Raw genomic sequence first — 23,608 nt, 5'->3', positions numbered from 1 at the left:
CTATCTTCTTAGGTTTTTTTCTGTTCAGACTCTATTGATACCTTATTGGGCACCTCTTCCAACTGATCTGTAGGTTTTTGTTGTGTGGATGTTAAATCAGTTTGCTGTTCGGCTGCCAATGTGCGACCCTCAAGACGCGGGTCAGGTGCTAGGTTTACGCTTTGCTGGGATTCTGGACCAAGCTCTTCGCTCGATTTGCGGAAAAGGTTGAGCATATCGCTCTGCACCATTCTCTCCAGCATTCCAGGTGGCAGTGGATCCGGCTTACTGTAGTCATCAATATAAATATCTAATCCATCCATGATGTTGAAATGGGGATCGGTAAACATTTTCTTTAGAGCAGCCTGCTGAACAGCGGGATCTACATCCGGCTTCATAAAAGCAGAAAAGTCTGGATCGAAACGATCGATCTTGACTACATCCTCTAGGGTAGCTGGCGGAGGTGCAGCCTCTTGAGCGCCCTCAACGAGTTGAGCCTGATCAGCCTCTTTAGGAACCTCTACTTTTTTTTCTGGCGAGACATCTTCTTTACCCGCTTTACGCTTAGACCAACGTCCCAGAAATCCATCAGCCATTATTCCTCCATAGGGCGTTGCGCGCCCTTGAATGAAGCTGGCTTATGGCGTTTTTTGGGTTCCGGCCGATAGTTGTCATTGACATACTCTTGCAACCACGATGCATGCTGCTCACTCAGCGGTATCGTATCAACCGACTCACCACCATCGAGTAAGCGAGCGGCTTCGTTATAACTGACACAAATGCGATGGGGTACTGCAAAGGAATCTTCAGATTTTGCCAAGGAAAGCGATTGCTCGTCGATATAACGCTCAATATCTTCTTCCAAGCGCCACATGACAAACCATGCGGGCGTAGTAGCAGAAACATTGAGATAGTAGCCCTCAGCCTCATCCGGAAAGAGATCAAGTTCATAGCCTGTGAATAGCCAGGATTCACCATCAGCATCGCGCCCAAGAAACTGACCCACAATGGATTTACTTTGTTGACTATTAAATTGCCCAAAATCAGGCAATACTTCCTGAGGCACCCAGCGGAACGAGACCCATGGGTTATCAATATTCTGTTTACGCATTAGCACTGCAAAGCGCATAAATGTTCAGAGCCTCAGGTGTTTTGAACCACAATGTTCGGAAATTTACTGCTCATGTCTTTAGATAGAGTAGCAACACGAATGGCTACCTGTCTAGCAATACCTTTATAGATAGCACTAATAGCGCCATCTGGATCAGCCACTACTGTTGGGCGCCCAGCATCAGCCTGCTCACGAATCGAAAGATTCAAGGGCAAGGAGCCCAAGAAATCTACAGCGTACTCTTTACACATTTTTTCACCGCCGCCAGTACCGAATACGTGCTCTTCGTGTCCACATTGAGTGCAAACGTAAGTGCTCATATTTTCAATAATGCCAATGATGGGTACACCCACCTTCTCAAACATCTTGAGGCCTTTACGAGCATCTAGCAAAGCAATATCTTGAGGCGTGGTAACAATGACTGATCCTGTAACGGGAACCTTTTGCGCCAAAGTCAATTGAATATCTCCCGTACCAGGCGGCATATCTACGATCAGGTAGTCAAGATCACGCCAACGGGTTTGGCGAAGCAACTGCTCAAGGGCTGAAGTCACCATCGGTCCACGCCACACCATGGGTGCATCGTCATCAATCAAGAAACCGATCGAACTTGCCTGCAAACCATAGGCTTCCATTGGCTCAATCGTATTTTCTTCAATAGAGTCTGGCCTACCGGTAATACCCAACATCATTGGCTGACTTGGGCCATAAATATCCGCATCCAAAATACCGACCTGCGCACCCTCCGCAGCAAGAGCTAGGGCGAGATTCACGGCTGTTGTGGACTTCCCTACTCCACCCTTACCGCTAGCCACTGCAATAATATTTTTTACGCCGGGCAATAACTTCACTCCACGCTGCACTGCATGCGCAACGATTTGACTAGAGATATTGACGCTCACATTTTTGACGCCTGATAATTCACGCAAGGCATTGATTACCGATTTACGAATCGAGTCGAACTGGCTTTTAGCGGGATATCCCAGCACAATATCTAAAGAAATATCGCCGCCCTCTACGCGGAGATTTTTAATATTCCTTGCCGTAACAAAATCAATTTTCGTATTGGGATCAACTAAGTTTTTTAGCGCTGCTTGTATCAACTCTGGTGTAACCGACACTACATTCTCCTAATATGGATAAATCTAGAATGGACTTCTAGGTTTTTTAGTATTTTCTTAATTAGCGCTAGCTTACTCGTAGCCGCCAATATTTGCTGAAAGCGCCCTTGAGCACCTTCCGTCTATCGCATTAGAAAATCAGCAAACTCAGGTAATAGACTGCCATCGACATCAAAGCCGTGGCTGGGATGGTGAAGATCCAGGCCCAAACGATGTTTCCAGCGACACCCCAGCGGACCGCGCTGGCTCTCTGAGTTGAACCAACGCCGACAATAGCCCCAGTAATTGTGTGGGTAGTCGAAACAGGAACACCCAAGGCTGTTGCCGCAAACAAAGTAATGGCGCCACCAGTTTCAGCACAGAAGCCTCCTACTGGTTTGAGTTTTGTCAGCTTTTGACCCATGGTTTTAACAATCCGCCAACCACCAAACATTGTGCCCATCGCAATAGCGATATAGCAGCAAACAATTGTCCATATTGGCGGCATACTTGCGCTGGCATCTGTATAGCCAGTAATGATGAGTAACAGCCAAATAATGCCAATCGTTTTTTGTGAGTCATTACCGCCGTGTCCAAGGCTATATGCGCCAGCAGAAACCAATTGCAGACGGCGGAACCAGCGATCGGTTTTAGAGAGTGTGACATTTCGGCAAACCCATGACACCAGCAACATCATCAAGGAGCCTAAAAGAAATCCAACCAATGGGGAGATGAAGATAAAAGCAACGGTTTTGATAATACCTGCCCAAACTAAGCCGGCAAGTCCCGCCTTAGGCAGCGCCGCTCCTAGCAACCCACCAATCAAAGCATGAGAAGAGCTTGATGGAATGCCATAGAACCAAGTCACCAAGTTCCAGATGATGGCGCCAACCAATGCGCCAAAGATCACGTGGAGATCCACCGCGGCAGGAAGCACAATTCCCTTGCCCACAGTAGCAGCAACACTTAAATGGAAAATGAATATTGCAAGAAAGTTAAAGAAGGCAGCGAACACCACTGCCTGTTGCGGCTTTAAAACGCCAGTAGAAACCACCGTCGCAATAGAGTTAGCAGCATCATGAAAGCCGTTCATGAAATCAAATGCAAGAGCTAGCACTACTAATAGCGCTACAACCCAAAAGGCTACTTCTGTCGCTGGCAACTTAATTCGCCTTAAGAGTTTTCAAGAACGATGCCTTCAACCAAGTTGGCAACGTCTTCACATTTATCGGTAACTTCCTCGAGTAACTCATAAATACGCTGGCACTTAATTAGCTCACGCACTTCGATGTCTTCACGGAATAATCTAGTAATCGCGGTAGATAGCAGGCGATCAGCCCCAGACTCCAGGTGATCAATTTCATCACAAGTCTTTAACGCTGCTTTAGCTACTTCTGGATCAGAAATGTCTTTTAATGTAGCAACAGCATTCTTCATGCTGATGCAGCACTGATTGCAAAGCTCCGCCATTTGCAACATCTCTGGCGTCATTTGCTTCACGTCATACAAGTGCATTGCTTCAGTGCCGTTTTGCAATAAATCAGCTACGTCATCCATCGTATTGATGAGTGAAAAAATTTGGTCGCGGTCTATAGGTGTGATGAAGGTCTTATGCAAACGACGATGCACCTCTTTCACAACATCATCACAAGCATGCTCAGCTTTATCTACCTCTTGGGTGTACTTAGCGCGCAAGGTTTCATCACTGTAATACTCAACGAACTTCAAAAAAGATTCGGAGGCGGAAACGATATTGCTAGCGTGCTCATTAAATAGCTCGAAGAAATTACCATCGTGAGGCATTAACTTACTGAAGAACATAAATCACGATCCTTTAGGAACAAAAACTACGGGTTTTGTTATGTTTGCCGACATTCTAAACAATTACTATTGAATGACTGGAAAGCCGGCATCTGTGATGAGCTGACTCGCCTGCGCAGCAGATAGAGTAGTTTCAAGAGTGACGGTCTGACCTGCCAAATCCGCCTGAACTTTAGCCTGAGGGTCCTGAGCCTGCACTGCCCGAGTGACGGCATTAATGCAGCCCCCACAGGTCATTCCGGATACTTTTAAACTCAACATATAGGCCTTTTTGATTTGAATATGGCTTGTATGGAGTAGATTATCTTCTATATGGTTCCCCAAAAAGACACTCATTCAGAGCTATTTACTCTAGATATCGGCGGGATGACCTGTGCGTCCTGTGTTGGTAGGGTTGAAAAGGCCTTAGACAAGATTCCCGGCGTGGAAGCGGCCAGTGTGAATTTAGCAACCGAACAAGCCAAAATTCGCGTAAACGCCGATTCTGGAGTCAAAATCGATGAAGTCATCGCTCTGGTACAAAAAACAGGCTATGAAGCCAAAATCAGCGCCCCTCACGCAATTCCTGAGTTAGCCCCTTCTAAATTGTTCTGGGGGGCCGATGGTCTGGGTCGCGTCATTCTAGGTTTTTGTCTTTCAGCCCCACTCTTTTTACCAATGCTCCTCATGCCTTTTGGCATTCACTGGTCACTTTCATCGACATGGCAACTATTACTTGCAACTCCAGTGCAATTCTTTTTAGGTTGGCGTTTTTATAAAGCGGGCTTCAAATCTCTGATGTCGGGTGTTGGCAATATGGATTTATTAGTCGCACTCGGCACGAGTGCAGCCTATGGATTAAGCGTGTATCAAATGATTGCATCGCCCCATGCCAGTCACGAGCTCTATTTTGAAGGTTCAGCTGTCATTATCTGCATGGTCATGCTTGGTAAATGGTTGGAGGCCAGAGCCAAGCAGCAAACTAGTGAAGCAATACGCGCATTACAAAAGCTATGGCCGGAGCATGCCAAAGTCATCGATCGTAATATTGTTATCAACGAGAACTCTGCATTAGACCAATTTCGCGATCTTCCTTTAGATCAAGTCTTTCCAAAAGACCGAGTTTTAGTGTTGCCCGGTGAACGTATTCCGGTAGATGGAATCATCTTGCTTGGCAATAGCCATATTGATGAATCCCTCCTCACGGGAGAAAGCGACCCCGTCAAAAAGCATCTTGGTGAAAAAGTTATCGGCGGCTCTCTTAATGGGGAGGGCCTGTTGGTGATTGAGGCCCAGGCGGTAGGCGTTGAGAGCGTTCTCTCAAAAATTATTTCTTTGGTGGAAGATGCGCAAACCCAAAAAGCACCGATACAAAAATTAGTCGATAAAGTAAGTGCAATTTTTGTACCAAGCGTGATTGGGATTGCATTTATTACTGGATTAGCGAACTGGTTTTATTTAGACTCTGCATCTGTCGCCATACTGCGCGCAGTTTCAGTTCTCGTTATTGCATGTCCATGTGCATTGGGTCTTGCAACACCTGCAGCCATCATGGCAGGCACTGGCGTTGCAGCACGCTTTGGAATCCTCATTAAAGATCCGCAGGTATTAGAGTTGGCACATCGCTTAAATGTAGTGGCCTTCGATAAGACTGGCACCCTCACCATTGGCAAACCAAGACTACTAGAAATTATTCCTTTTGGTGATTCATATGCGGTTGATGACATTCTCGCGAGTGCAGCAGGTTTACAGCTTGGTAGTGAGCACCCCCTTGCAAAAGCACTGTTAGATGCTGCTAAACAAAGGGGCTTAAATCCCATCACGCCAACAGACAGCAAAGCCCTGCCCGGCATTGGTATTAGCGGTAGGCCAAGCACTGGCGTTTTTCTGGGCCTTAGTCTGAACCTACAAAGCATTGCATCGTTAGAAGACAATCCCCATTACTCCGCAATACTTGCAAAGGCGCAAGCCTGTTTTGATGCCGGTCAAACTGTTTCAGTATTAATGAGTCATGAAAATCTTTCATCACCCATTGCAATCATCGCATTTGGTGATGAGTTAAAAGATAACGCTGAACAAGCGGTTGCTTCACTACATCATCTACATATTCGAGCGGTAATGATCTCTGGTGACAATATTGCCGCTGCCAATCGTGTTGCCAACACGATTGGCATTCAAGAAGTGTTTGCACAAATTATGCCAAGTAATAAAGCGGAAATCATTCGCCAACTCCAATCAAAAGATGGTGAGCGTCAATTTGTTGCAATGGTAGGGGATGGTGTAAATGATGCCCCCGCTTTGGCAACTGCAGATGTGGGTATGGCAATGTCTACTGGCACTGATGTGGCCATGCAAGCTGCCGGCATAACCTTGATGCGAGGCGACCCCACTCTGGTAGCAAATGCTATTGATATCTCCAAGCGGACTTGGAAAAAGATTCAGCAAAATTTATTCTGGGCTTTTATCTTTAATGCTACCGGCATTCCCTTGGCCGCACTAGGATATCTTTCACCGATGTTAGCTGGTAGCGCCATGGCCTTATCGAGCTTTTGCGTTCTTAGCAACGCACTTCTACTCAAGCGTTGGCGCCCTACGCATTAACAAATAAGAAATATCGCTTACTTGCATGTTGTTGCCAACTTGAATGTTATTTATTTTTGAGTCTTGCGAATAAGTTCAATATCACCGTAATAAGCACGCGTTTCTGATTTGGTATTGTCTGTATCAGTCAATAAGGCGATACCGATGATTTGGCCGGGACTTTCACCGTAAGCACGCTTATAGTCAGCCGCTAAATCACGTTGATGCTTGTGCCACTGATCCAAATTATCCCAACCAGAATCCACCACAATCATTTTGATGCGAGAGGTATGCGCATTTGGAATGATGGTATCCACAGGGGATTTTCCAGACCAGATATACATCAATGTGGCATACGGCATTTCTTGGCCACTAATCAGATTGGCCATTTCAAAAGTCATTTTTTCTTTTAAAGGTAACTTTGACTTATTGCCATCAAATGCAACCAAGATACGCAGCGGAGCATCATCTGCGTAAGCATCAGTATTATCAGCATTGACGATTGAACTGATTGCCTTCCATTCCCACTGCAGCCACAAATTATTGACCTGACGAGGGCGTAACTTCACAGCCAATCCGGAGGCAGATGTTTTGGAATTTGCGCTCAAGACTGTTCTGCCTTGATAGTTTTCCAGGCGATATACCGTATTCTTTTTAAAGGGTGCTATGCGGTAAAAGTTCCAACCATTGGGCATGCCAGCACGCGCAGTTTCAGCAGAGAATTTGGGTAGCTCTTCTTGCGCCGGCAATTGATCCACATTAAATGCCTGTCCTGCCTCGTTTTGCACAGATTCTCCGCCCAGCCCAGCACAGCCAGTCAAAAATACGACTGCACCAAGGATTAAAAGTGAAAGGACTTGCTTGAGCATGTCTTAATTGTCCCAAAGAATGGTCTTTGTGAGACTAAAATTATCGAATGCGCCAACAATCACCTTCCAGCTGGGCTGCAATCTGCGTCCTTATTGCCGCGGTAGTGCACCTGGCTCTGGGCTTTTCAATAGAGTTTTCAGTTGATGAGGCCCACTATGCGCTATATGCCCAACATTTAGCCTGGAGTTATTTTGATCACCCACCGTTGGTGGGTTGGATTCAGTGGCCCTTAGTGACGCTCACCTCTTCAGAAGGCATTATTCGTCTCATTCCAGAGTTGTTGTGGATTCTCTCTTGTTACTTAGTTTATGAAGTTACGGTTGAGGTGCATCACTTTATTCGTGGGCGCAACGCTGGCTATCTCACCAGTGCACTGCCATCAACAAACTTATGTGGACTAATGGCAGTCTTGACAGTTATCGCTGCACCCATGTTGCACATTCTGGCGATCGGTTTACTACCGGATACTTTACTTGCGCCATTAAGTCTTGGTCTGATGTGGATGGCTTTACGGTGGTTAAGTAAAGACCAATTTAGCATTGGCGATTGGATTATTACTGGCGTTTTGTTAGGCCTAGCTGGCTTAAGTAAATACACGGCCGCTTTTACTGCGCTTGCGTTGCTGTTGGTATTTTTGAGTACGCCAAGAAAACCATGGATCACCAAAGTAGGTTTTTGGATTGCCACACTAAGCGCTCTACTCCTGATCACCCCCGTCGTGTATTGGAATTGGGCTAACGATTGGATTTCATTCAAATATCAACTTGCCCATGGTGGCGGTGGAGAATGGCTCTGGCGCAGGCTAGGCGCTTATATCGGCATTCAAATACTAGTCTTTGGTCCTCTTTTCATCTTGGGATCTGTTGTGTTTTTAAAAGACTGCATGCACGCTACAAAACTGTCATTGCTTGCGCTCTTCGGATTCTTTTTGATTCCATTTGCAATTTTTGTCAGCCTCTCTGGCGGAGGTGGACTTCCTCACTGGACTTCGCCTGCTTGGTTCTGTCTCGCACCATTTGCCGGAATTGGCTTAGCAAAAGCTTGGGCTACACAACATCGTTACTGGATTCGTATTTTATTTTTTGTTCAAATTGCTTTATGTTGCATCGGCTTTGGATACGTATTGTCAGGCGGTATTAGTTCGGCCTCAGTCAAGTCCAATCCAATTGCGGATTTGTATGGCTGGAAAGTGGCGGGTCAAAAGGCAGCAGGCCTTGCTAAGGCCACTAAAGCCGATGGCATTGCTGTTCAAAACTGGACCTTAGGAAGTCGAGCTGCTTGGTATGCTTCACCTATACCAGTTTATGTTTTAGACCAGAGACGGGATCAGTTTGATCTCTGGTTTGGGGATGTGCCAAAGGGGGCAAATGTACTCCTGATTAACTGGTCTGGAATGTCATACCCTCTGCCTATAGGCAATAAATCTGCATTTCAAACCTGCGAGCCCTTGGATAGCCTAGAAATCGTACGATTTGGCCGAGTTCTATCTAAATTTGACTTTAGCCTTTGCAGTCATTGGCAAGGCCCTGCCCAAGCGGAGTAATTCCCCCAAATTCAAGACCTTAGGCGCCCGAGGCATTATCCTTACGCTTATGAGTTCACAAGCCCAACCCGCCCCTAAATCCCAATCGGGGTGGAAATCCATTCTCAAGAAGGCTTGGCCTACTATTCGCGTGCTACTCTCCGTTGCTTTGCTTTGGAAAGCAACGAGTGGAATTGATTGGCGCTTACTATTTGATACCCATATTCAGATGCAGCCCCTATGGTTCTTGGCGGCTCTAGCAAGCATGATATTGGCATTTATTTGTGGCGGATATCGCTGGGGCTTGTTTATGCAAAGGGTGGGATTTCCCCGCCGTATTCGCTCTTACATTGGCCTCTACTTTGCAGGCGGTCTCATTAACCAAGGTCTGCCTAGTACCTTGGGTGGCGACAGTTATCGCGCCATTACTGCAACGCATTTGACTAGCACCGGCAATCTCTCCGAAACCAAAAAATTAGACGATGAACTTCATCACTCAGTAGACCTTGAGCACGCCACCCCTAAATTGCGTTTAAGTTTTTCGATGGTGCTTGTCGACCGTCTTCTTGGCTTGGCGGGCAATAATTTACTAGGCGGAATTGGTTTGATATTGGGCGGCGCTACACTCGCAGCCTGGGGTCAAGATTTGGGCTACGCAGTAATGGCAGTCATGCTGCTAGCTGGTGTAGCGATTGCCCTGATACTCGCCTGGGGGCCTAGCAAGGAACTCCTGCAAAAACTCTTAGAGCGTTTCAATATGAACAACGCCATGCCTGGCATCCAGTTAGCATTTGCATGGCCCAATAATATTGCACAAGCATGCCTGGCAATTGGCATTCATTTCCTCACTATTTTGACGCTACTCTTTTGTCTTAAGGCTTACGGTGTGGATGCACCTATCGAAGGTTTAATGATTGGCTTACCTGCGCTCAGCCTGTTGCTCATGTTGCCAATTAGCATTTCGGGATGGGGCTTGCGTGAAGCCACCCTTTCATCGGTTCTGGCCTTATGGGGTATGAATCCCTCATTAACAGTATTAGCCTCTATTAGCTACGGAGCAATTACTGTTTTATCGGTGCTACCAGGCGCCTATTTCTTATTAAAACGAAAATAATTTTTTAGAGCCAAAATATGACTATTAGTGTCAACACTATGCGCGCGATTGATCATTGGATCGGTGTACCTCTTTGTGCAATCGTTAGCCCATTTATCGCTTTGATCGATCGCATAAAGAATATATTCAATCACGGCCCAGAGACTCCAAAAAAATTACTCTTTATTGAACTCTCGGAAATGGGAAGCGCCATTCTGGTAGATCCCGCAATGCGTAATGCGAAAGCTCGTGGAGCGGAATTGTTTTTCTTGATCTTCAAAAGCAATCGCGCCAGCCTGACTTTGCTGAACACTGTTAAACCGGAAAACATCTTCACAATTGACTCATCTAGCTTAGGTGGCTTAATTAAAGATACGCTGCGCTTTCTGATACTTGCTCGCAAGCACCGCATTGATACCGTTATTGACCTAGAGTTGTTCTCTCGATTTACCGCCCTACTGACTGGCATGTGTGGCGCTCGTCGTCGCGTCGGTTATCACATTTTTCATGGTGAAGGATTGTGGCGCGGCTTCATGCTCACTCGCAAGGTGCATTACAACCCACATATTCACATTACCAAAAATTTCCTATCCTTAATTCATGCAGCATTTGCACAAAAAATAGAGGTTCCATTCAGCAAGATTGAGATTCTGGACTCTGAAGTACGCTTAGAGCAAGCCATCATCGACCCAAGCGCGCTCGAAAAGGTGCGCGAGCGTATTGAAAAAATGGCTAAAGAGGCCCGCATCAATTACACCCCGGGGAAGGATCGCCTTATCCTCATTAATCCGAATGCAAGTGATCTACTTCCACAACGTCGTTGGGCACAACAGCGTTTTTCTGATTTGATTCAAGCAATCCATCAGCAATATCCCAACGACCTCATCTTAATTACTGGCTCACCTGCTGAGTTTGTTTACGTAGAAAAAGTTCGCGCTATTGCCAATGTTAAAAATGCATTGAATTTTGCTGGACAGGTCGGCTTTGCTGAGCTGCCACCGTTGTACACGCTATCAGATGTTATGGTTACGAACGACTCTGGTCCCGGTCACTTTTCAGCCGTGACGCCATTGAGAACTGTTGTTCTCTTTGGGCCTGAGACTCCAGCCCTTTATGGATCAGTTGGTAACTCCATCTCGATCACCGCCAACCTAGCTTGCTCGCCCTGCGTAAGTGCTGCCAATCACCGCAAAACCCCCTGTCAGGACAACGTGTGCATGCAAGCCATAACCGTTCCACAAGTGCTGGATAAAGTGATTAAGCAATTGCAAGACGCTGATAAGGCAAAGGCTCGCTAAGCTAGATGAGCAAAAAAGCAATCCCCACGTTTGCGTGGTTCATTCCATTAGCCCCTCTTGCGCTTGCTTGCGCAATCTTCTTTGGCGAGTTTCAAAGCAGTACTTTTTTATTCATTAACCGCTTTACACAATTACTGCCAGACACCTTTTGGGCTTGGCTTACTTTTTTAGGTAATGGTTGGGGAGTGTTTGCGCTTACCTTTCCATTACTGTTGCTTGCGCCGAGGATGCTGACTGCTGGAATTTTTGCTGGCGGACTAGCTGCATTAGCAAGTACAGCCTTAAAGGGTTTGTTTAATTTACCCCGACCTGCAGGCGTCTTGACTGATGGCAGCTTTCATCGTATTGGTGAAGCGCTACTTTACAAAGCCTTTCCGTCTGGACATACTCTGACCGCATTTGCTATTGCAAGCGCCCTGTACTTTTCCGCAGCTAAAGAAAGGCGCACCCTATTATTGCCGCTATTTTTGCTTGCCACTTTAGTGGGTCTATCACGCAGCGCTGTAGGGGCTCATTGGCTTACTGACGTTTTAGGTGGCGCAGGTGTTGGTATTTGGTGTGGAATGCTCGGGGCCTTAGCGGCTAATCGATTTCCGGAAAATCAACTGGGACCAAGAAAAATCTGGTCGCATCTGATTGCTCTTGGAGGCGTAGTGGCAATTTATGCCCACCTCACCCAAATCATGGATCTAGAGTTAAATCTGCCATTGCAATATGTCTCAATCGTAATTCTAGCTTCTACACTTCTCTTTTATGTGAAGGCGCAATTTACTCAAGCGCCTCCCAAGGCAGAATAATTCAAGATGTTTAGCTATCGACATGCATTTCATGCGGGAAGTCACGCGGATATCCTAAAGCACCTGACCTTAATTCACTTGGTTCAATACCTTCAAGAGAAGCCTGTTGCCATTACCTTTGTTGATACCCATGCAGGTGCGGGCATCTACAGCTTGCAAGATGGCTTTTCTACAGTAAGCAAAGAGGCTGACGGCGGAATCTTTCGCCTCAAGCAATATGTGGAAGCTTGCCATCGCGCAAACACCCCAGTCCCTGAGAGTATTCATGAGTATCTGAAGTGTATTGATGCCGAAAATATTGAAGGGCAACTGAGTACCTATCCTGGCTCCCCCTTTATTCTGGCGCGCCTGCTACGTCCACAAGATCGACTCAAGCTCTTTGAGTTACACCCTAAAGAGATCGATATTTTGCGTCACAATATTGGCGAACTAAAGCAATCTAAACAGATTGATATTTATGCCGAGGATAGCTTTGCTAGACTCAAAGGACTACTGCCCCCTCCCAGTCGTCGCGGCCTCGTATTAATCGACCCTTCTTACGAAGACAAGCAAGACTATCGCTATCTTGAGCTTGCCATGGAAGAGGCGCTGCAACGCTTTGCCACGGGCTGCTATGCGATTTGGTATCCAGTACTCTCCAGAAGAGAATCGGCAGCCCTACCTGACCGTCTGAAAAAAATTGCTACCGCACATAAACGCTCATGGTTACATACAGAATTACGAATTGAAAATGCGCCTGGCGAACGCCGTTTGCAAGCCAGTGGGATGTTTATTCTCAATCCACCTTGGACTCTAGAAAAACATTTAGCGCAGGCACTACCTACGTTAACAAAGGCTTTAGGCGTCAATGGCGGTGGCCAATTTTTATTGAAGAGCTTCGAAGCTAAGAATTAGTCACGTAAAGTGATCATGACTTCATTGCGACGCATGAAGGGTAAGGTCCAAGGCGGGTTATAACGTGCGAAATTAGGAGTGCCGGTACTTTGCAAATTACGAGACTTCATCCACTGCTCTAGTTCTAGCGTTTTCTCAGCCACTTTCTGGCTATTATAAAAACCACTAAAACTAATGACTGCCTTTTTCAACGCGGGAATTTGACGTAATTGCACTTGCGGGTTTGTGGGCTTGGGTATCGATTCCATCGTATATTCAGCAGGCATCACGAACGACACTGTCCATTTTCCGGATTTAGACTCAATACCCACCGGTGCAGTCATTGCAATCTTTGCGCTCTTAACGGATTGATCTTCGACCGTCACTGGCGCAGTCATTGCAATTTTTTCGCTCACTTGGTTCTGACCAAAAATATAAGCGGCAATCAAGCGAAATCCTTGACTCGAGGCCTCATCCAAATCACCTTCAACCTGCACCTCAGCAACAATCATTGGTGCATAAGAGCGGATTTCAAAAGGTGATTCTTTTTCGAGAACAGCATATTTTGGCTCTTCGGTTGCCATGACTGCTCCTGTAAGGGTGAGCGCAATGAAAAATAAAAGACTTTTAAACAAAGAGTTTCCCGCATGGGCCTCGGTAAACATTACCACTGCGCTTTAAGTTCAAATCCATATAAATTGCAATTTAAATCAGCTTGGGCACCAATAGGCAAGGTTAATTTATTGGCCTGATGCCCGAATGGCAGCCCAGTCAAGATTGGAATTGCTTCAGGCAGACGTTTGCGAATCGCCTCAATAGCGCGCTCGAACGAATACCCCTTATCGTTGTCATAAAGACGATAGGCAGAAAATCCACCCAACAATATGGCTGCTTGATTTGAAAGAATGCCTGCATCTAAAAGTTGCATCAACATTCTTTCAATTCGATATGGATGCTCATTCACATCCTCCAAAAATAAAATCCCGCCTTGCGTTTGCTTAGTGCTTGGAAGGTATGGAGTGCCAACTAAACCCGCCAGAACCGTTAAATTACCGCCCCACAATAAACCCGCGATCGGGCGTGCATCTTTTTTACCTAAGAAAGACTGAGGGGTCGATACTTGGCAATCCAGCTTTCGGTCTAGCACTGCGGCCTGGAAATGCTTCCACATAAACTCATCCGGCACTACCGGTGAACCATCATCACCTAACCTTCCAAAGTCATAGTTCAGCATCGGACCAGCCAAAGAAATGGCGCCAGTTTTTGCCAGCAATCCCAACTGAAAGACAGTGAAATCACTATGACCACATACTTGCAAGCCGTTTTGAATAGCCTTTGCAATTGCTTGCCACTCAATACCGGGTAGCAAGCGATGGAGACCGTAGCCGCCGCGCATAGACATCACTACAGTCTGAGGTTCTAATTTGGATATGGCATTTAACTCAGTAAGACGCTCATCATCATTGCCAGCGAAGCGTTCATGGCCACGATGTACGCAATCTACGTTATAGATAGTAATACCTTGATGTCCAAACCAGTCAATACCAGCCAATGGGCTTTTACTATCTAAGCTTGCCCCAGAGGGAGCAATGAGGTGAATAGATTTCAACGTCGCCCCTTAAAAAAATCACGCAGCAATTGACCGCACTCTTCACTCATGATGCCACCTTCAACACTGGTCTGGTGATTAATCTGTTTTGAAGAAAATATATCTAGCACGCTACCAGCAGCGCCTGTTTTGGGATCTGGTGCCCCATAAACCACTCGATCAATCCTAGCATGGAGCATAGCACCGGAGCACATTGCACAAGGCTCAAGAGTGACATATATGGTGCTACCTGGGATACGGTAATTCTCTTCGGCTAGCGCTGCTTCTCGCAAGGCCAGCATTTCAGCATGAGCACTAGGATCATGGTTTGCAATCGGCTTGTTAAATGCCCTCGATATGACTTGGCCATCCCGAACTAGCACTGCGCCTACAGGAACCTCACCTGATTGCGCTGCCAACTGAGCTTGCTCAATTGCCATACGCATATATTGCTGGTCAAGCTCTGTTTGCGTCATTTACACAACATGCACGTCAGCCCAGCAATTGGGCGTCTCATAAAGACGAATAGAAGAGAGCTCTAAGCGGCCACTAAAAGCTTTACTGAAAACGGGTTTCAATATTACAAAGGCCGCGTTAGCTAAGTTCTCAACAGTTGGGACATGCTCCATGATGACCGTCTTGTGATCAGGTAAGGTTGACAAGAATGCAACCAGCCCTTCATCCTCTTTAGCCACCAAAAATGCATGATCCCAAAGATCTACTACGTATTGGTTTGTTAAGCGTTTGATATCGCCAAAGTCGAGCACCATGCCATCATCTGCTTTGCCAGGATGATCAGCCACTTCACCAGTCAGCGTGACTTCTATTGCATAGCGATGTCCATGCAGATGTCGACATTGACCATCATGATTGGGAATACGATGCCCGGAGTCAAACTCAAGGCGGCGCGTAATGGAGATGGCAGGTTGTTTATTTGTCATTCGGTGCTTAATTAATCCTATTTGAGCTTAGTCAACTATCGAATCCCAATCAGCTTATGAGACTGCAGACTCAACCTCCACAAGGGACGCCTTTGACATAAGCTTACTGCTAACTCAGTATTACTTTTGAGGTTATGCCCATCCATGGGCTGCAAGAAACGATTGCGATAATCCATACCCTCAAAGCGGGCCATGAGTTTTTCTAATGCCTTATGGTCATTTTGCGGGATCACTAGCTTTAACTCATCCGCTTGAAGAACAATCAGATCAGAACCAGCTTTAGGACTTACACAAACCCAATCAACTCCTTTAGGAACTTTAATGGTGCCGTTCGTTTCAATCGCCACTTCGAAACCTTTTTGATGAAGTGCTGCAATCAACTCCTCGTCTAATTGCAAGAGCGGCTCTCCACCTGTGAAAACCACATAACGCTGCTGCGGACCAGCCGAAGTGCTACGCCATGAAGCCTCGATTGCATCAGCAAGTGAGGCAGCAGTTTCAAACTTACCGCCGCCAGCACCATCGCTACCTACAAAATCGGTATCGCAAAATTGACAAATAGCAGTGGCGCGATCTTCTTCACGTCCACTCCAAAGATTGCATCCAGCAAAGCGACAAAATATGGCAGCTCTACCAGTGTGGGTGCCTTCGCCTTGAAGTGTGGGAAATAGTTCTTTAACGGTATACATAGCAGTGCACCTATTTTAAGCGCAATGCCTATTTCCAGGAAATTAACTCCCATTCCAGATAATCCTCCCATAGAGCGCCATTCCACCTCATGCCCCCAAGCAAATAGCGCCCAAATGATCTGCGTATGACCCAGCGCCCAATTTCTGGAGAAAACCAGAGGTCTTCTTCTCTGTAGTTAGATACCCTAAAAACATCCTGGCTTTGGAAATAAGGAATTTCATTGTGATATTTCAGAGTCAAAAATTGACCAGCCGTCACAGATAATCGCTCCCATTGCGAAGCATCCATACTCAGACCCCAGAAATAGTTGCCATCCGGATAACCCAGTACTTGATACCTTGATTGATAGTAACCACTCGACTTAGCATTTAACTGCACTGGCCACAATGGAACTGCTGGAGCAAACTTTTGGGGTGGAGACCAATGAGGGTCCTGAATGACATACCCCCAGGGTGATTGAATTTCATCTGGTAGGGGCCCAGCCTTTATGCCAGACCTAGAAATTCGAATTTGATCTCCTACTGAAACAACTTTTTCAGTAATAACATCGATCACCTCTTGATTAAATACATTACGGACTTGGTAGACCCACTCTTGACCAACTTTGGGAGGACGAACAGTTGGCGTAGGCTGAGGTTGAGCCTCAACAATTCCCTTGGGGTATGGTTGAGATGAAATACATGCTGCCAAAAAAAATTGCAGCGTAAAAAGGAATAGTTTTTGTAAATATCTTATTTGTAAGAAGCGAGTTGCCATTGATAGCCCCCCTCTAGAATTGCTACTCCAAGCTGCCCCTGAATCATGTACGAACCAGAGGACTCTCGTGCTACCCAGCGCCCAATACTCGGCGCAAACCAAATCGTTTCTTTGCGAATGCAATTGACCTTATTGTCATCATTGCTCTCATAGTTAATGAGGTTTTGATAACGCAAGGTTAAGAATGTTCCTGCAGGCACAGTAATCTGCTCCCAGCCATGCGCACCCATAAATTCCTGCCAGCCATAAGCCGTATCGGAATAGCCCGCAATTTTATATTTAGTGTTGAGTTGTTTATTCCAACTGGAAGTCAGCTCTGTTGGCCATAACGGGATAGCTGGATTAAAACTAATCGTTCGAGACCATTGTGGATCGGTCTGCACAACACCCCATGGGCCCTGCACTTCATTTGGCAGCTTGCCACCGGTTTCGTCCGTACGCTCAATCACAATGGCAGAGCCAACGCTAGCAACGCGCTCAGTAATAATTCCTAAGTTTTTTCCATCAAACACATTACGCTTGATATAAGACCACTCCTGACCTACTTGCGGAGCGCGAACTGTTGGCAGGGGGATTGGTTGAGTAACTGGCGTCCCGCGCTCATAGGAAAGAGGAAGGCCACAAGCTACTGGAGCTAATGCTGCTGACGCAATAAAAGTGCGACGCGATAAATTCATGGATTTCTCCTGCGTTAATTGAGAACTTGACAAAATAATTGTAAGTCTGATTTATAGAGGTGGGTTAGCGATATAAAGCCTTCTCAATAAAACTCTTAGAAACTGTTGTCTTAGGTACCGCAACGCCCAAACCATCAAACCAAGACTGAGTTTTTATCTCAAATCCTACGCCATGCATATAGTTATAAATGGCCTTTTTTAGCCCCTGACCAAGGATGTCATGATCAACTCCAGTAGGATCAATAAAGGCAACATCATTCTTGGCAAAGGTGATTTCTGGCAAAGGAATGAGTTCAATTCCGTACTCTTGCGGATTTTGACCTACAGGAGAATGTACGGTACAGATAAAACGATGAAAGAATCCGCTTTGTATGCAGCGATTCTCAAATAACTGTCTCACATATTCCAATGCATCCACCGTCTCTTGGGCGGTTTGTGTAGGAAAGCCATACATTAAGTAAGCATGGACCAAAATGCCGGCATCGGAGAAACCCTTGGTAACTTGAGCAACCTGCTCAACCGATACGCCCTTTTTCATGAGATTGAGTAGGCGATCAGAGGCCACTTCGAGACCTCCAGACATCGCAATGCATCCACTCTTGGCTAACAGCTCCGCCAATTCAGGTGTGAAGGTTTTCTCAAAGCGAATATTGCCCCACCAAGAAATTAGCACCTTGCGGCGAATAAGCTCCTCAGCCAGTGCTTTTAATATTTTAGGTGGCGCAGCTTCATCGACAAAATGAAATCCTGTCTGCCCAGTTTCCTCAACAATTTGCTCAATACGATCTACCAATAAACTGGCTGACGCAGTTTCATAACGAGAGATGTAATCAAGAGACACATCGCAGAAGCTACACTTTTTCCAATAACAGCCATGCGCAACAGTCAGCTTATTCCAGCGGCCGTCGCTCCATAGGCGATGCATCGGATTAAGCATATCCAAAAGAGATAAATAAGAATCTAGCGGCAACCCATCCCAAGTAGCAGTACCAACCTCCTCAAAAGGCACATCAAGTTCTTGCCAATTGAGGTATTGCACTTGATTGCTAGAATTGCGAATAAAGGTACGCACCAATCTTTCGGTGGAGCGTTTGCCGCTGATATGCTCAAGTAAAGCAAGCAATGGCCTCTCCCCAGAATCTAGCGTAATGAAATCCACATAATCAAAGATACGAGCGTCGGATAACGCTCGAAGCTCAGTATTGACATAACCACCACCCAAAGCAATCTTGATTTCTGGATGTGATTTTTTAATTACCTGAGCTATACGCAAGGCCGCATACATTGCCCCGGGGAAGGGTACGGATAGGAGCACTACATTCGGCTGGTGACGCTCAATCGCTTTACTGGCTAACTCTTGTAAATGCAGGTCCATGAGCGTTGGTTTAGCCTGGAGCGCACCAGCCAAAGGTGTAAAGGTAGGCTGACTACTTGCCAAGGATTCTGCATAACGCACGAATTCAAAGCGGTCATCAACAGCATCACGCAATACATCAGATAAATCATTGAGATAAAGGGTGGCTAAATGACGCGCCCTATCTTGAGACCCTAAAGCGCCAAAGGCCCAAGACAAAGGATCGCCCGCCTCTTCATCATCAAATGCATCAAGAGAAGCAAAGCGTGGGCCCTCCGGTAAAAAATCCCGGGTATTGATGCGATGACTTAAAGTGCTATCGCGCCCCTGTAAGAAGCTAATCGTTGGGGCAATAGTAGATTGATAGGAATCAAAGTAGTCTAGGAAAAAATTGACGCTGGCACTGCGACTCTCCTCAGAAACATTGAGGGCTTGAGCATGAATCTCAGACATGCCCTCTGGAGTAAAGAAACTGAGCACTAAAGCTAAGGCAAGATCCTCTTGAACGGCGTCAACACCATGAGACCTCAAGAATCCCGTGAGATACGCCGTAGAAGGATACGGCGTGTTCAGTTGGGTCATGGGTGGAATGAGGCTCAATACCTTCATGTTCATCTGCTATGCCTCGAGAAGGCTTAACTCTTCGGATGTGAAACCAGCTTGCTTGCGGGCCTCCATATTGAATGGGGGCTTTAAAACAGGCGCACGATATTTGGCAGCCAACTCTCGATAAGCAGTGATTGGAGAAATATTATCTTGAGTACATAAGAAATTAAACCAACGATTGCCAATCAATACATGGCCGATTTCATCATTGAGAATAATTTCCAATATCTCCACCGCACGAACTTCTTTAATTTGTTTGAAGCGATCCCGAATCGCTGGTACCGCATCTAAGCCTCTTGCTTCCATTGTTCTGGGTACCAAGGCCATTCTGGCAATTACAGAATCCGTTGTTCGTTCGACCATCTCCCACAAACTATTGTGGGCGGGGAAATCTCCATAAGAAAACCCCAGCGCATGCAAATACTCATTTACTAAACTGAAGTGATAGGCCTCTTCTTTGGCAACCTTTAACCAGTCCTCATAGTATTCCTTGGGCATATCTGGGAAACGCCAGATTGCATCTAGCGCAAGGTTCATCGCATTAAATTCAATATGGGCGAGTGAGTGCAATAAGCCCGCCCTTCCTTCAGGGGTATCCATTCTTCTTTTAGGAACAAGCTTAGGAAGCACTAATTCTGGCTTTAGCGGACGCCCAGGCAAAGAAAGGCCTTGAGCATCTATCTTATGGGCAACATCCAGAGTAATTTGTTGTTTGTGATAGCTACCAAACAAACTGAATAACTGACTTACTTTGTTTTGTGCATCAGTGCTTACTAGGATTGCGAGTGAAGCTTCGCGTAACTCAAGCATGAATATTGGCAGGCTTAAATCGCCTACCCCTTATTCCCACTCGATCGTTGCGGGTGGTTTTCCACTGATATCGTATACGACACGGTTAATGCCGCGCACTTCATTGATGATGCGATTGGAAACCTTACCCAACAACTCATGTGGCAAGTGCGCCCAATGCGCTGTCATAAAGTCTTGGGTTTGGACTGCTCTGAGAGCAACAACATATTCGTAAGTTCTACCATCACCCATCACACCAACTGACTTCACCGGCAAGAAAACAGCGAACGCTTGGCTAGTAAGGTCATACCAAGATTTTTGACTTGCTTCATCAATCGTATTGCGCAACTCTTCAATGAAAATGGCGTCAGCACGTTGCAGCAAGCTCGCAAACTCTGCTTTGACCTCACCCAAAATCCGCACGCCAAGACCTGGCCCTGGGAATGGATGGCGATACACCATCTCACGAGGAAGACCTAAGGCCACTCCAAGTTCACGGACCTCATCCTTGAAGAGCTCACGCAAGGGCTCAAGCAATTTGAGATGCATGTCTTCAGGTAAGCCACCAACGTTATGGTGACTCTTGATCGTGTGTGCACCCTTCTTGCCCTTACCTGCAGACTCGATGACGTCAGGGTAGATCGTTCCCTGGGCAAGCCACTTAGCATTCTCGATTTTTCCAGACTCAGTCTGGAAAATTTCTACGAATTCTTTACCGATGATCTTCCGCTTAGCTTCTGGATCGGCAACACCAGCCAACTCACCCATGAATTTTTCTTTGGCATCAACGCGGATAACCTTCACACCCAAATTGCGTGCAAACATTTCCATCACCATATCGCCTTCATTTAAACGAAGCAAGCCATGATCTACAAATACGCAAGTCAATTGATCGCCAATCGCACGATGAATTAAAGCTGCCGCAACACTGGAGTCGACACCGCCAGACAAGCCCAGAATGACTTCTTCATTTCCAACTTGCTTGCGAATATTCTCAACTGCTTCTGCAATGTAGTCACCCATTACCCAGTCAGGTTTGCATTGGCAAATCTCGTGTACAAAGCGCTCAATGATTGCAGTGCCTTGAATGGTATGAGTGACCTCTGGATGAAACTGAAATGCATAGAAGCGACGCTCTTCATCCGCCATGCCAGCAATTGGACAAGACTCAGTAGAGGCCATCAACTTAAACGCAGGCGGCATTGAGGTGACTGAGTCGCCATGACTCATCCACACCTTCAAAATCCCATGACCTTCGCTGGTGGAGAAGTCCTGAATGCCTTTAAGCAAATTTGTGTGCCCACGAGCGCGCACTTCGGAGTAACCAAACTCACGCGCTTTACCTAAGGACTCTGCAGAGGCAACTGCACCACCCAACTGAGTAGCCATGGTTTGCATACCGTAGCAAATTCCTAAAACAGGAACACCAAGCTCAAAAACGATTTGAGGCGCACGGGGGCTACCATCTTCGGTTACCGAACTTGGACCGCCAGAAAGAATGATGCCTTTGCCACCTTGCTCCTGAACAAACTTACGAATGAATTCAGGATCGCAATCGTAAGGATGGATCTCTGAATACACACGTCCATCGCGCACACGTCGAGCAATAAGTTGAGTTACTTGTGAACCAAAGTCGAGAATCAGTATTTTGTCGTGCACGAAAAGATCAGCCTTTATTTCAGCTTTTTTTAGTTGTTAATCAATATGGTAATTTGGCGCTTCTTTAGTGATTTTCACATCATGAACATGCGACTCGCGCACGCCAGCTGAAGTGATTTCTACGAAGTTAGCTTTTTCATGGAGCTCATCAATGGTCTTGCAACCGAGATAGCCCATAGAAGAACGAATGCCGCCAGTGAGCTGATGCAAGATTGCCAATACGCTACCTTTGTATGGCACCTGACCTTCAATACCTTCTGGCACTAGCTTCTCTGCATTCGCAACAATATCGCTTTGGAAGTAACGATCAGCAGAACCATCCGCCATCGCGCCCAAAGAACCCATACCGCGATAGCTCTTGTAAGAACGTCCTTGGTATAAGAATACTTCGCCTGGGGCTTCTTCGGTTCCAGCGAACATACCACCCATCATGACTGAACTGGCGCCAGCAGCTAATGCTTTTGCAACGTCACCTGAGTAACGTATGCCACCATCAGCAATCAATGGAATGCCAGTGCCCTTAAGGGCGGTTGCCACATTCACAATCGCAGTGATTTGTGGAACGCCTACGCCAGCAACAATACGTGTTGTACAAATTGAGCCAGGGCCAATACCAACCTTGACACCATCAGCGCCATGATCAGCTAATGCCTTAGCAGCATCACCAGTAGCAATATTGCCGCCAATCACTTGCACATGTGGATAGTTTTTCTTAACCCACTTCACGCGATCCAATACGCCTTGGCTATGGCCGTGAGCTGTATCAACTACGATCACATCAACACCAGCGCGCACCAATAACTCAATACGCTCATCATTATCAGGACCAACACCTACTGCTGCGCCAACGCGCAACTTACCTTCGCTATCTTTACAAGCATTCGGATGTTCGGTTGCCTTGAGGATGTCTTTAACAGTAATGAGGCCACGCAGTTCAAACTTGTCATTGACAACCAATACACGCTCTAAACGATGATGGCTCATTAAGCGTTTTGCTTCATCCAATGAACAGCCTTCTTTCACGGTAATCAAACGCTCACGTGGAGTCATCTTGGTTTTTACTGGAGCATCTAAGTCTTCTTCGAAACGCAAATCGCGATTCGTAACAATGCCAACAACCTCTTTACCAACGAGCACTGGGAATCCTGAGAAACCATGTTCACGAGAAAGTTGGATCACTTGACGCAAAGTGACATCTGGACTAATCGTGATTGGATCACGCAGAACACCAGATTCATATCGCTTCACTTTAGCCACCTCACGCGCTTGCTCAGCAGGCTTTAAGTTTTTATGAACAATACCAATGCCACCCTCACTAGCCATAGCAATTGCCAAACGACCTTCAGTGACGGTATCCATAGCTGCGGACACCAATGGTGTATTGAGTGAAATATCTCGAGTTAACTTACTTGCCAAGCTGGCATCTCGAGGGAGTACCGATGAATAAGCCGGTACGAGGAGCACATCGTCAAAAGTGAGTGCTTTTTGAATGAGTCGCATGCAAAACCCCTAGTCGCAAAAACAG

Annotated in this window: 24 protein-coding genes; 6 read left to right on the top strand and 18 right to left on the bottom strand. The window is 46.3% G+C overall.

Going from position 1 to position 23,608, the window contains the following annotated elements:
• Positions 1–8: 8 nt before the first annotated feature.
• The 6 genes from C2755_RS03130 to C2755_RS03105 form a co-directional block, all read right to left on the bottom strand.
• A complete protein-coding gene (locus C2755_RS03130; RefSeq protein WP_072582993.1) occupies positions 9–575 on the bottom strand; it encodes a DUF3306 domain-containing protein in 567 nt (188 codons plus the stop codon).
• Complete coding sequence (locus tag C2755_RS03125; RefSeq protein WP_237767748.1) at positions 575–1,090, bottom strand: DUF3305 domain-containing protein; 516 nt, start codon at positions 1,088–1,090, stop codon at positions 575–577. The genes C2755_RS03130 and C2755_RS03125 overlap by 1 nt, the downstream gene beginning before the upstream one ends.
• Before the next feature lie 32 nt (positions 1,091–1,122).
• On the bottom strand, positions 1,123–2,211 hold the full coding sequence (gene apbC, locus C2755_RS03120; RefSeq protein WP_072582995.1) for an iron-sulfur cluster carrier protein ApbC: 1,089 nt from the start codon (positions 2,209–2,211) through the stop codon (positions 1,123–1,125).
• 130 nt (positions 2,212–2,341) lie between these two features.
• A complete protein-coding gene (locus C2755_RS03115) occupies positions 2,342–3,283 on the bottom strand; it encodes an anion permease (RefSeq protein WP_370623997.1) in 942 nt (313 codons plus the stop codon).
• Positions 3,284–3,363: 80 nt separating this feature from the next.
• The gene (locus tag C2755_RS03110) at positions 3,364–4,011 is read right to left on the bottom strand and encodes a DUF47 domain-containing protein (protein WP_072582997.1); all 648 of its coding nucleotides are present in this window, start codon (positions 4,009–4,011) and stop codon (positions 3,364–3,366) included.
• 66 nt (positions 4,012–4,077) lie between these two features.
• Positions 4,078–4,272: a heavy-metal-associated domain-containing protein gene (locus C2755_RS03105; protein ID WP_072582998.1), complete on the bottom strand. Its 195-nt coding sequence runs from the start codon at positions 4,270–4,272 to the stop codon at positions 4,078–4,080.
• A gap of 51 nt (positions 4,273–4,323) precedes the next feature.
• Here C2755_RS03105 and C2755_RS03100 point away from each other — a divergent pair, with 51 nt between their 5' ends.
• The gene (locus C2755_RS03100) at positions 4,324–6,591 is read left to right on the top strand and encodes a cation-translocating P-type ATPase (RefSeq protein WP_215321728.1); all 2,268 of its coding nucleotides are present in this window, start codon (positions 4,324–4,326) and stop codon (positions 6,589–6,591) included.
• Between the two features lie 50 nt (positions 6,592–6,641).
• Here C2755_RS03100 and C2755_RS03095 read toward each other — a convergent pair whose 3' ends face one another.
• The gene (locus C2755_RS03095) at positions 6,642–7,439 is read right to left on the bottom strand and encodes a DUF3047 domain-containing protein (protein ID WP_215321727.1); all 798 of its coding nucleotides are present in this window, start codon (positions 7,437–7,439) and stop codon (positions 6,642–6,644) included.
• 47 nt (positions 7,440–7,486) lie between these two features.
• Between C2755_RS03095 and C2755_RS03090 the strand changes: the two genes are divergently transcribed.
• From C2755_RS03090 to C2755_RS03070, 5 genes are read left to right on the top strand one after another with little or no spacing between them, the layout of a single operon-like run.
• Complete coding sequence (locus C2755_RS03090) at positions 7,487–8,983, top strand: glycosyltransferase family 39 protein (protein ID WP_215321726.1); 1,497 nt, start codon at positions 7,487–7,489, stop codon at positions 8,981–8,983.
• Positions 8,984–9,032: 49 nt separating this feature from the next.
• Positions 9,033–10,076, top strand: a complete 1,044-nt coding sequence (locus C2755_RS03085; protein WP_215321725.1) for a lysylphosphatidylglycerol synthase transmembrane domain-containing protein — start codon at positions 9,033–9,035, stop codon at positions 10,074–10,076.
• 17 nt (positions 10,077–10,093) lie between these two features.
• Positions 10,094–11,353, top strand: coding sequence for a glycosyltransferase family 9 protein (locus C2755_RS03080; protein ID WP_215321724.1), 1,260 nt, complete (start codon positions 10,094–10,096; stop codon positions 11,351–11,353).
• Positions 11,354–11,358: 5 nt separating this feature from the next.
• Positions 11,359–12,150 carry a phosphatase PAP2 family protein gene (locus C2755_RS03075; protein ID WP_215321723.1) on the top strand — a complete coding sequence of 264 codons (792 nt, stop codon included), beginning with the start codon at positions 11,359–11,361 and terminating at the stop codon, positions 12,148–12,150.
• A 6-nt stretch (positions 12,151–12,156) separates the two neighbouring features.
• Positions 12,157–13,044 (top strand): 23S rRNA (adenine(2030)-N(6))-methyltransferase RlmJ, encoded by an 888-nt coding sequence (locus tag C2755_RS03070; protein ID WP_215321722.1) that lies wholly within the window; start codon positions 12,157–12,159, stop codon positions 13,042–13,044.
• On the opposite strand, the gene C2755_RS03065 is transcribed toward C2755_RS03070, so the two are convergent.
• The 11 genes from C2755_RS03065 to guaB form a co-directional block, all read right to left on the bottom strand.
• On the bottom strand, positions 13,041–13,607 hold the full coding sequence (locus tag C2755_RS03065) for a heme-binding protein (protein WP_215321721.1): 567 nt from the start codon (positions 13,605–13,607) through the stop codon (positions 13,041–13,043). The genes C2755_RS03070 and C2755_RS03065 overlap by 4 nt on opposite strands.
• An 80-nt stretch (positions 13,608–13,687) precedes the next feature.
• On the bottom strand, positions 13,688–14,632 hold the full coding sequence (locus C2755_RS03060; RefSeq protein ID WP_215321720.1) for an LD-carboxypeptidase: 945 nt from the start codon (positions 14,630–14,632) through the stop codon (positions 13,688–13,690).
• Entirely contained in the window at positions 14,629–15,087 is a 459-nt protein-coding gene (gene tadA / locus C2755_RS03055; RefSeq protein ID WP_215321719.1) for a tRNA adenosine(34) deaminase TadA, read from the bottom strand. The genes C2755_RS03060 and tadA overlap by 4 nt, the downstream gene beginning before the upstream one ends.
• The gene (queD, locus tag C2755_RS03050) at positions 15,088–15,552 is read right to left on the bottom strand and encodes a 6-carboxytetrahydropterin synthase QueD (protein WP_072583007.1); all 465 of its coding nucleotides are present in this window, start codon (positions 15,550–15,552) and stop codon (positions 15,088–15,090) included.
• A gap of 35 nt (positions 15,553–15,587) precedes the next feature.
• Positions 15,588–16,241, bottom strand: a complete 654-nt coding sequence (gene queE, locus C2755_RS03045) for a 7-carboxy-7-deazaguanine synthase (protein ID WP_215321718.1) — start codon at positions 16,239–16,241, stop codon at positions 15,588–15,590.
• 28 nt (positions 16,242–16,269) lie between these two features.
• On the bottom strand, positions 16,270–16,932 hold the full coding sequence (locus C2755_RS03040; RefSeq protein ID WP_251368524.1) for a hypothetical protein: 663 nt from the start codon (positions 16,930–16,932) through the stop codon (positions 16,270–16,272).
• A 41-nt stretch (positions 16,933–16,973) separates the two neighbouring features.
• Positions 16,974–17,675: a hypothetical protein gene (locus tag C2755_RS03035; RefSeq protein ID WP_215321716.1), complete on the bottom strand. Its 702-nt coding sequence runs from the start codon at positions 17,673–17,675 to the stop codon at positions 16,974–16,976.
• A 64-nt stretch (positions 17,676–17,739) separates the two neighbouring features.
• Complete coding sequence (locus C2755_RS03030; protein ID WP_215322277.1) at positions 17,740–19,638, bottom strand: radical SAM protein; 1,899 nt, start codon at positions 19,636–19,638, stop codon at positions 17,740–17,742.
• Positions 19,639–19,647: 9 nt separating this feature from the next.
• On the bottom strand, positions 19,648–20,445 hold the full coding sequence (locus C2755_RS03025; protein WP_215321715.1) for a ferritin-like domain-containing protein: 798 nt from the start codon (positions 20,443–20,445) through the stop codon (positions 19,648–19,650).
• Between the two features lie 30 nt (positions 20,446–20,475).
• On the bottom strand, positions 20,476–22,083 hold the full coding sequence (guaA, locus tag C2755_RS03020) for a glutamine-hydrolyzing GMP synthase (RefSeq protein ID WP_215321714.1): 1,608 nt from the start codon (positions 22,081–22,083) through the stop codon (positions 20,476–20,478).
• Between the two features lie 36 nt (positions 22,084–22,119).
• Positions 22,120–23,583, bottom strand: coding sequence for an IMP dehydrogenase (gene guaB / locus C2755_RS03015; RefSeq protein WP_215321713.1), 1,464 nt, complete (start codon positions 23,581–23,583; stop codon positions 22,120–22,122).
• Positions 23,584–23,608: the final 25 nt, after the last annotated feature.

The sequence above is a fragment of the Polynucleobacter sp. MWH-S4W17 genome, assembly GCF_018687535.1.
In the GTDB taxonomy this organism is placed as follows: Bacteria; Pseudomonadota; Gammaproteobacteria; order Burkholderiales; family Burkholderiaceae; genus Polynucleobacter.
This window is presented reverse-complemented; position numbering and strand designations above follow the sequence as displayed.

Excerpts from the sequence above, each read along its gene's own strand:
- C2755_RS03130 (WP_072582993.1), bottom strand. The coding sequence starts at position 575 with ATGGCTGATGGATTTCTGGGACGTTGGTCTAAGCGTAAAGCGGGTAAA.
- C2755_RS03125 (WP_237767748.1), bottom strand. The coding sequence starts at position 1,090 with ATGCGTAAACAGAATATTGATAACCCATGGGTCTCGTTCCGCTGGGTG.
- C2755_RS03115 (WP_370623997.1), bottom strand. The coding sequence starts at position 3,283 with ATGAACGGCTTTCATGATGCTGCTAACTCTATTGCGACGGTGGTTTCT.
- C2755_RS03110 (WP_072582997.1), bottom strand. The coding sequence starts at position 4,011 with ATGTTCTTCAGTAAGTTAATGCCTCACGATGGTAATTTCTTCGAGCTA.
- C2755_RS03105 (WP_072582998.1), bottom strand. The coding sequence starts at position 4,272 with ATGTTGAGTTTAAAAGTATCCGGAATGACCTGTGGGGGCTGCATTAAT.
- C2755_RS03100 (WP_215321728.1), top strand. The coding sequence starts at position 4,324 with ATGGTTCCCCAAAAAGACACTCATTCAGAGCTATTTACTCTAGATATC.
- C2755_RS03095 (WP_215321727.1), bottom strand. The coding sequence starts at position 7,439 with ATGCTCAAGCAAGTCCTTTCACTTTTAATCCTTGGTGCAGTCGTATTT.
- C2755_RS03090 (WP_215321726.1), top strand. The coding sequence starts at position 7,487 with ATGCGCCAACAATCACCTTCCAGCTGGGCTGCAATCTGCGTCCTTATT.
- C2755_RS03085 (WP_215321725.1), top strand. The coding sequence starts at position 9,033 with ATGAGTTCACAAGCCCAACCCGCCCCTAAATCCCAATCGGGGTGGAAA.
- C2755_RS03080 (WP_215321724.1), top strand. The coding sequence starts at position 10,094 with ATGACTATTAGTGTCAACACTATGCGCGCGATTGATCATTGGATCGGT.
- C2755_RS03075 (WP_215321723.1), top strand. The coding sequence starts at position 11,359 with ATGAGCAAAAAAGCAATCCCCACGTTTGCGTGGTTCATTCCATTAGCC.
- C2755_RS03070 (WP_215321722.1), top strand. The coding sequence starts at position 12,157 with ATGTTTAGCTATCGACATGCATTTCATGCGGGAAGTCACGCGGATATC.
- C2755_RS03065 (WP_215321721.1), bottom strand. The coding sequence starts at position 13,607 with ATGGCAACCGAAGAGCCAAAATATGCTGTTCTCGAAAAAGAATCACCT.
- tadA (WP_215321719.1), bottom strand. The coding sequence starts at position 15,087 with ATGACGCAAACAGAGCTTGACCAGCAATATATGCGTATGGCAATTGAG.
- queD (WP_072583007.1), bottom strand. The coding sequence starts at position 15,552 with ATGACAAATAAACAACCTGCCATCTCCATTACGCGCCGCCTTGAGTTT.
- queE (WP_215321718.1), bottom strand. The coding sequence starts at position 16,241 with ATGTATACCGTTAAAGAACTATTTCCCACACTTCAAGGCGAAGGCACC.
- C2755_RS03035 (WP_215321716.1), bottom strand. The coding sequence starts at position 17,675 with ATGAATTTATCGCGTCGCACTTTTATTGCGTCAGCAGCATTAGCTCCA.
- C2755_RS03030 (WP_215322277.1), bottom strand. The coding sequence starts at position 19,638 with ATGAAGGTATTGAGCCTCATTCCACCCATGACCCAACTGAACACGCCG.
- C2755_RS03025 (WP_215321715.1), bottom strand. The coding sequence starts at position 20,445 with ATGCTTGAGTTACGCGAAGCTTCACTCGCAATCCTAGTAAGCACTGAT.
- guaB (WP_215321713.1), bottom strand. The coding sequence starts at position 23,583 with ATGCGACTCATTCAAAAAGCACTCACTTTTGACGATGTGCTCCTCGTA.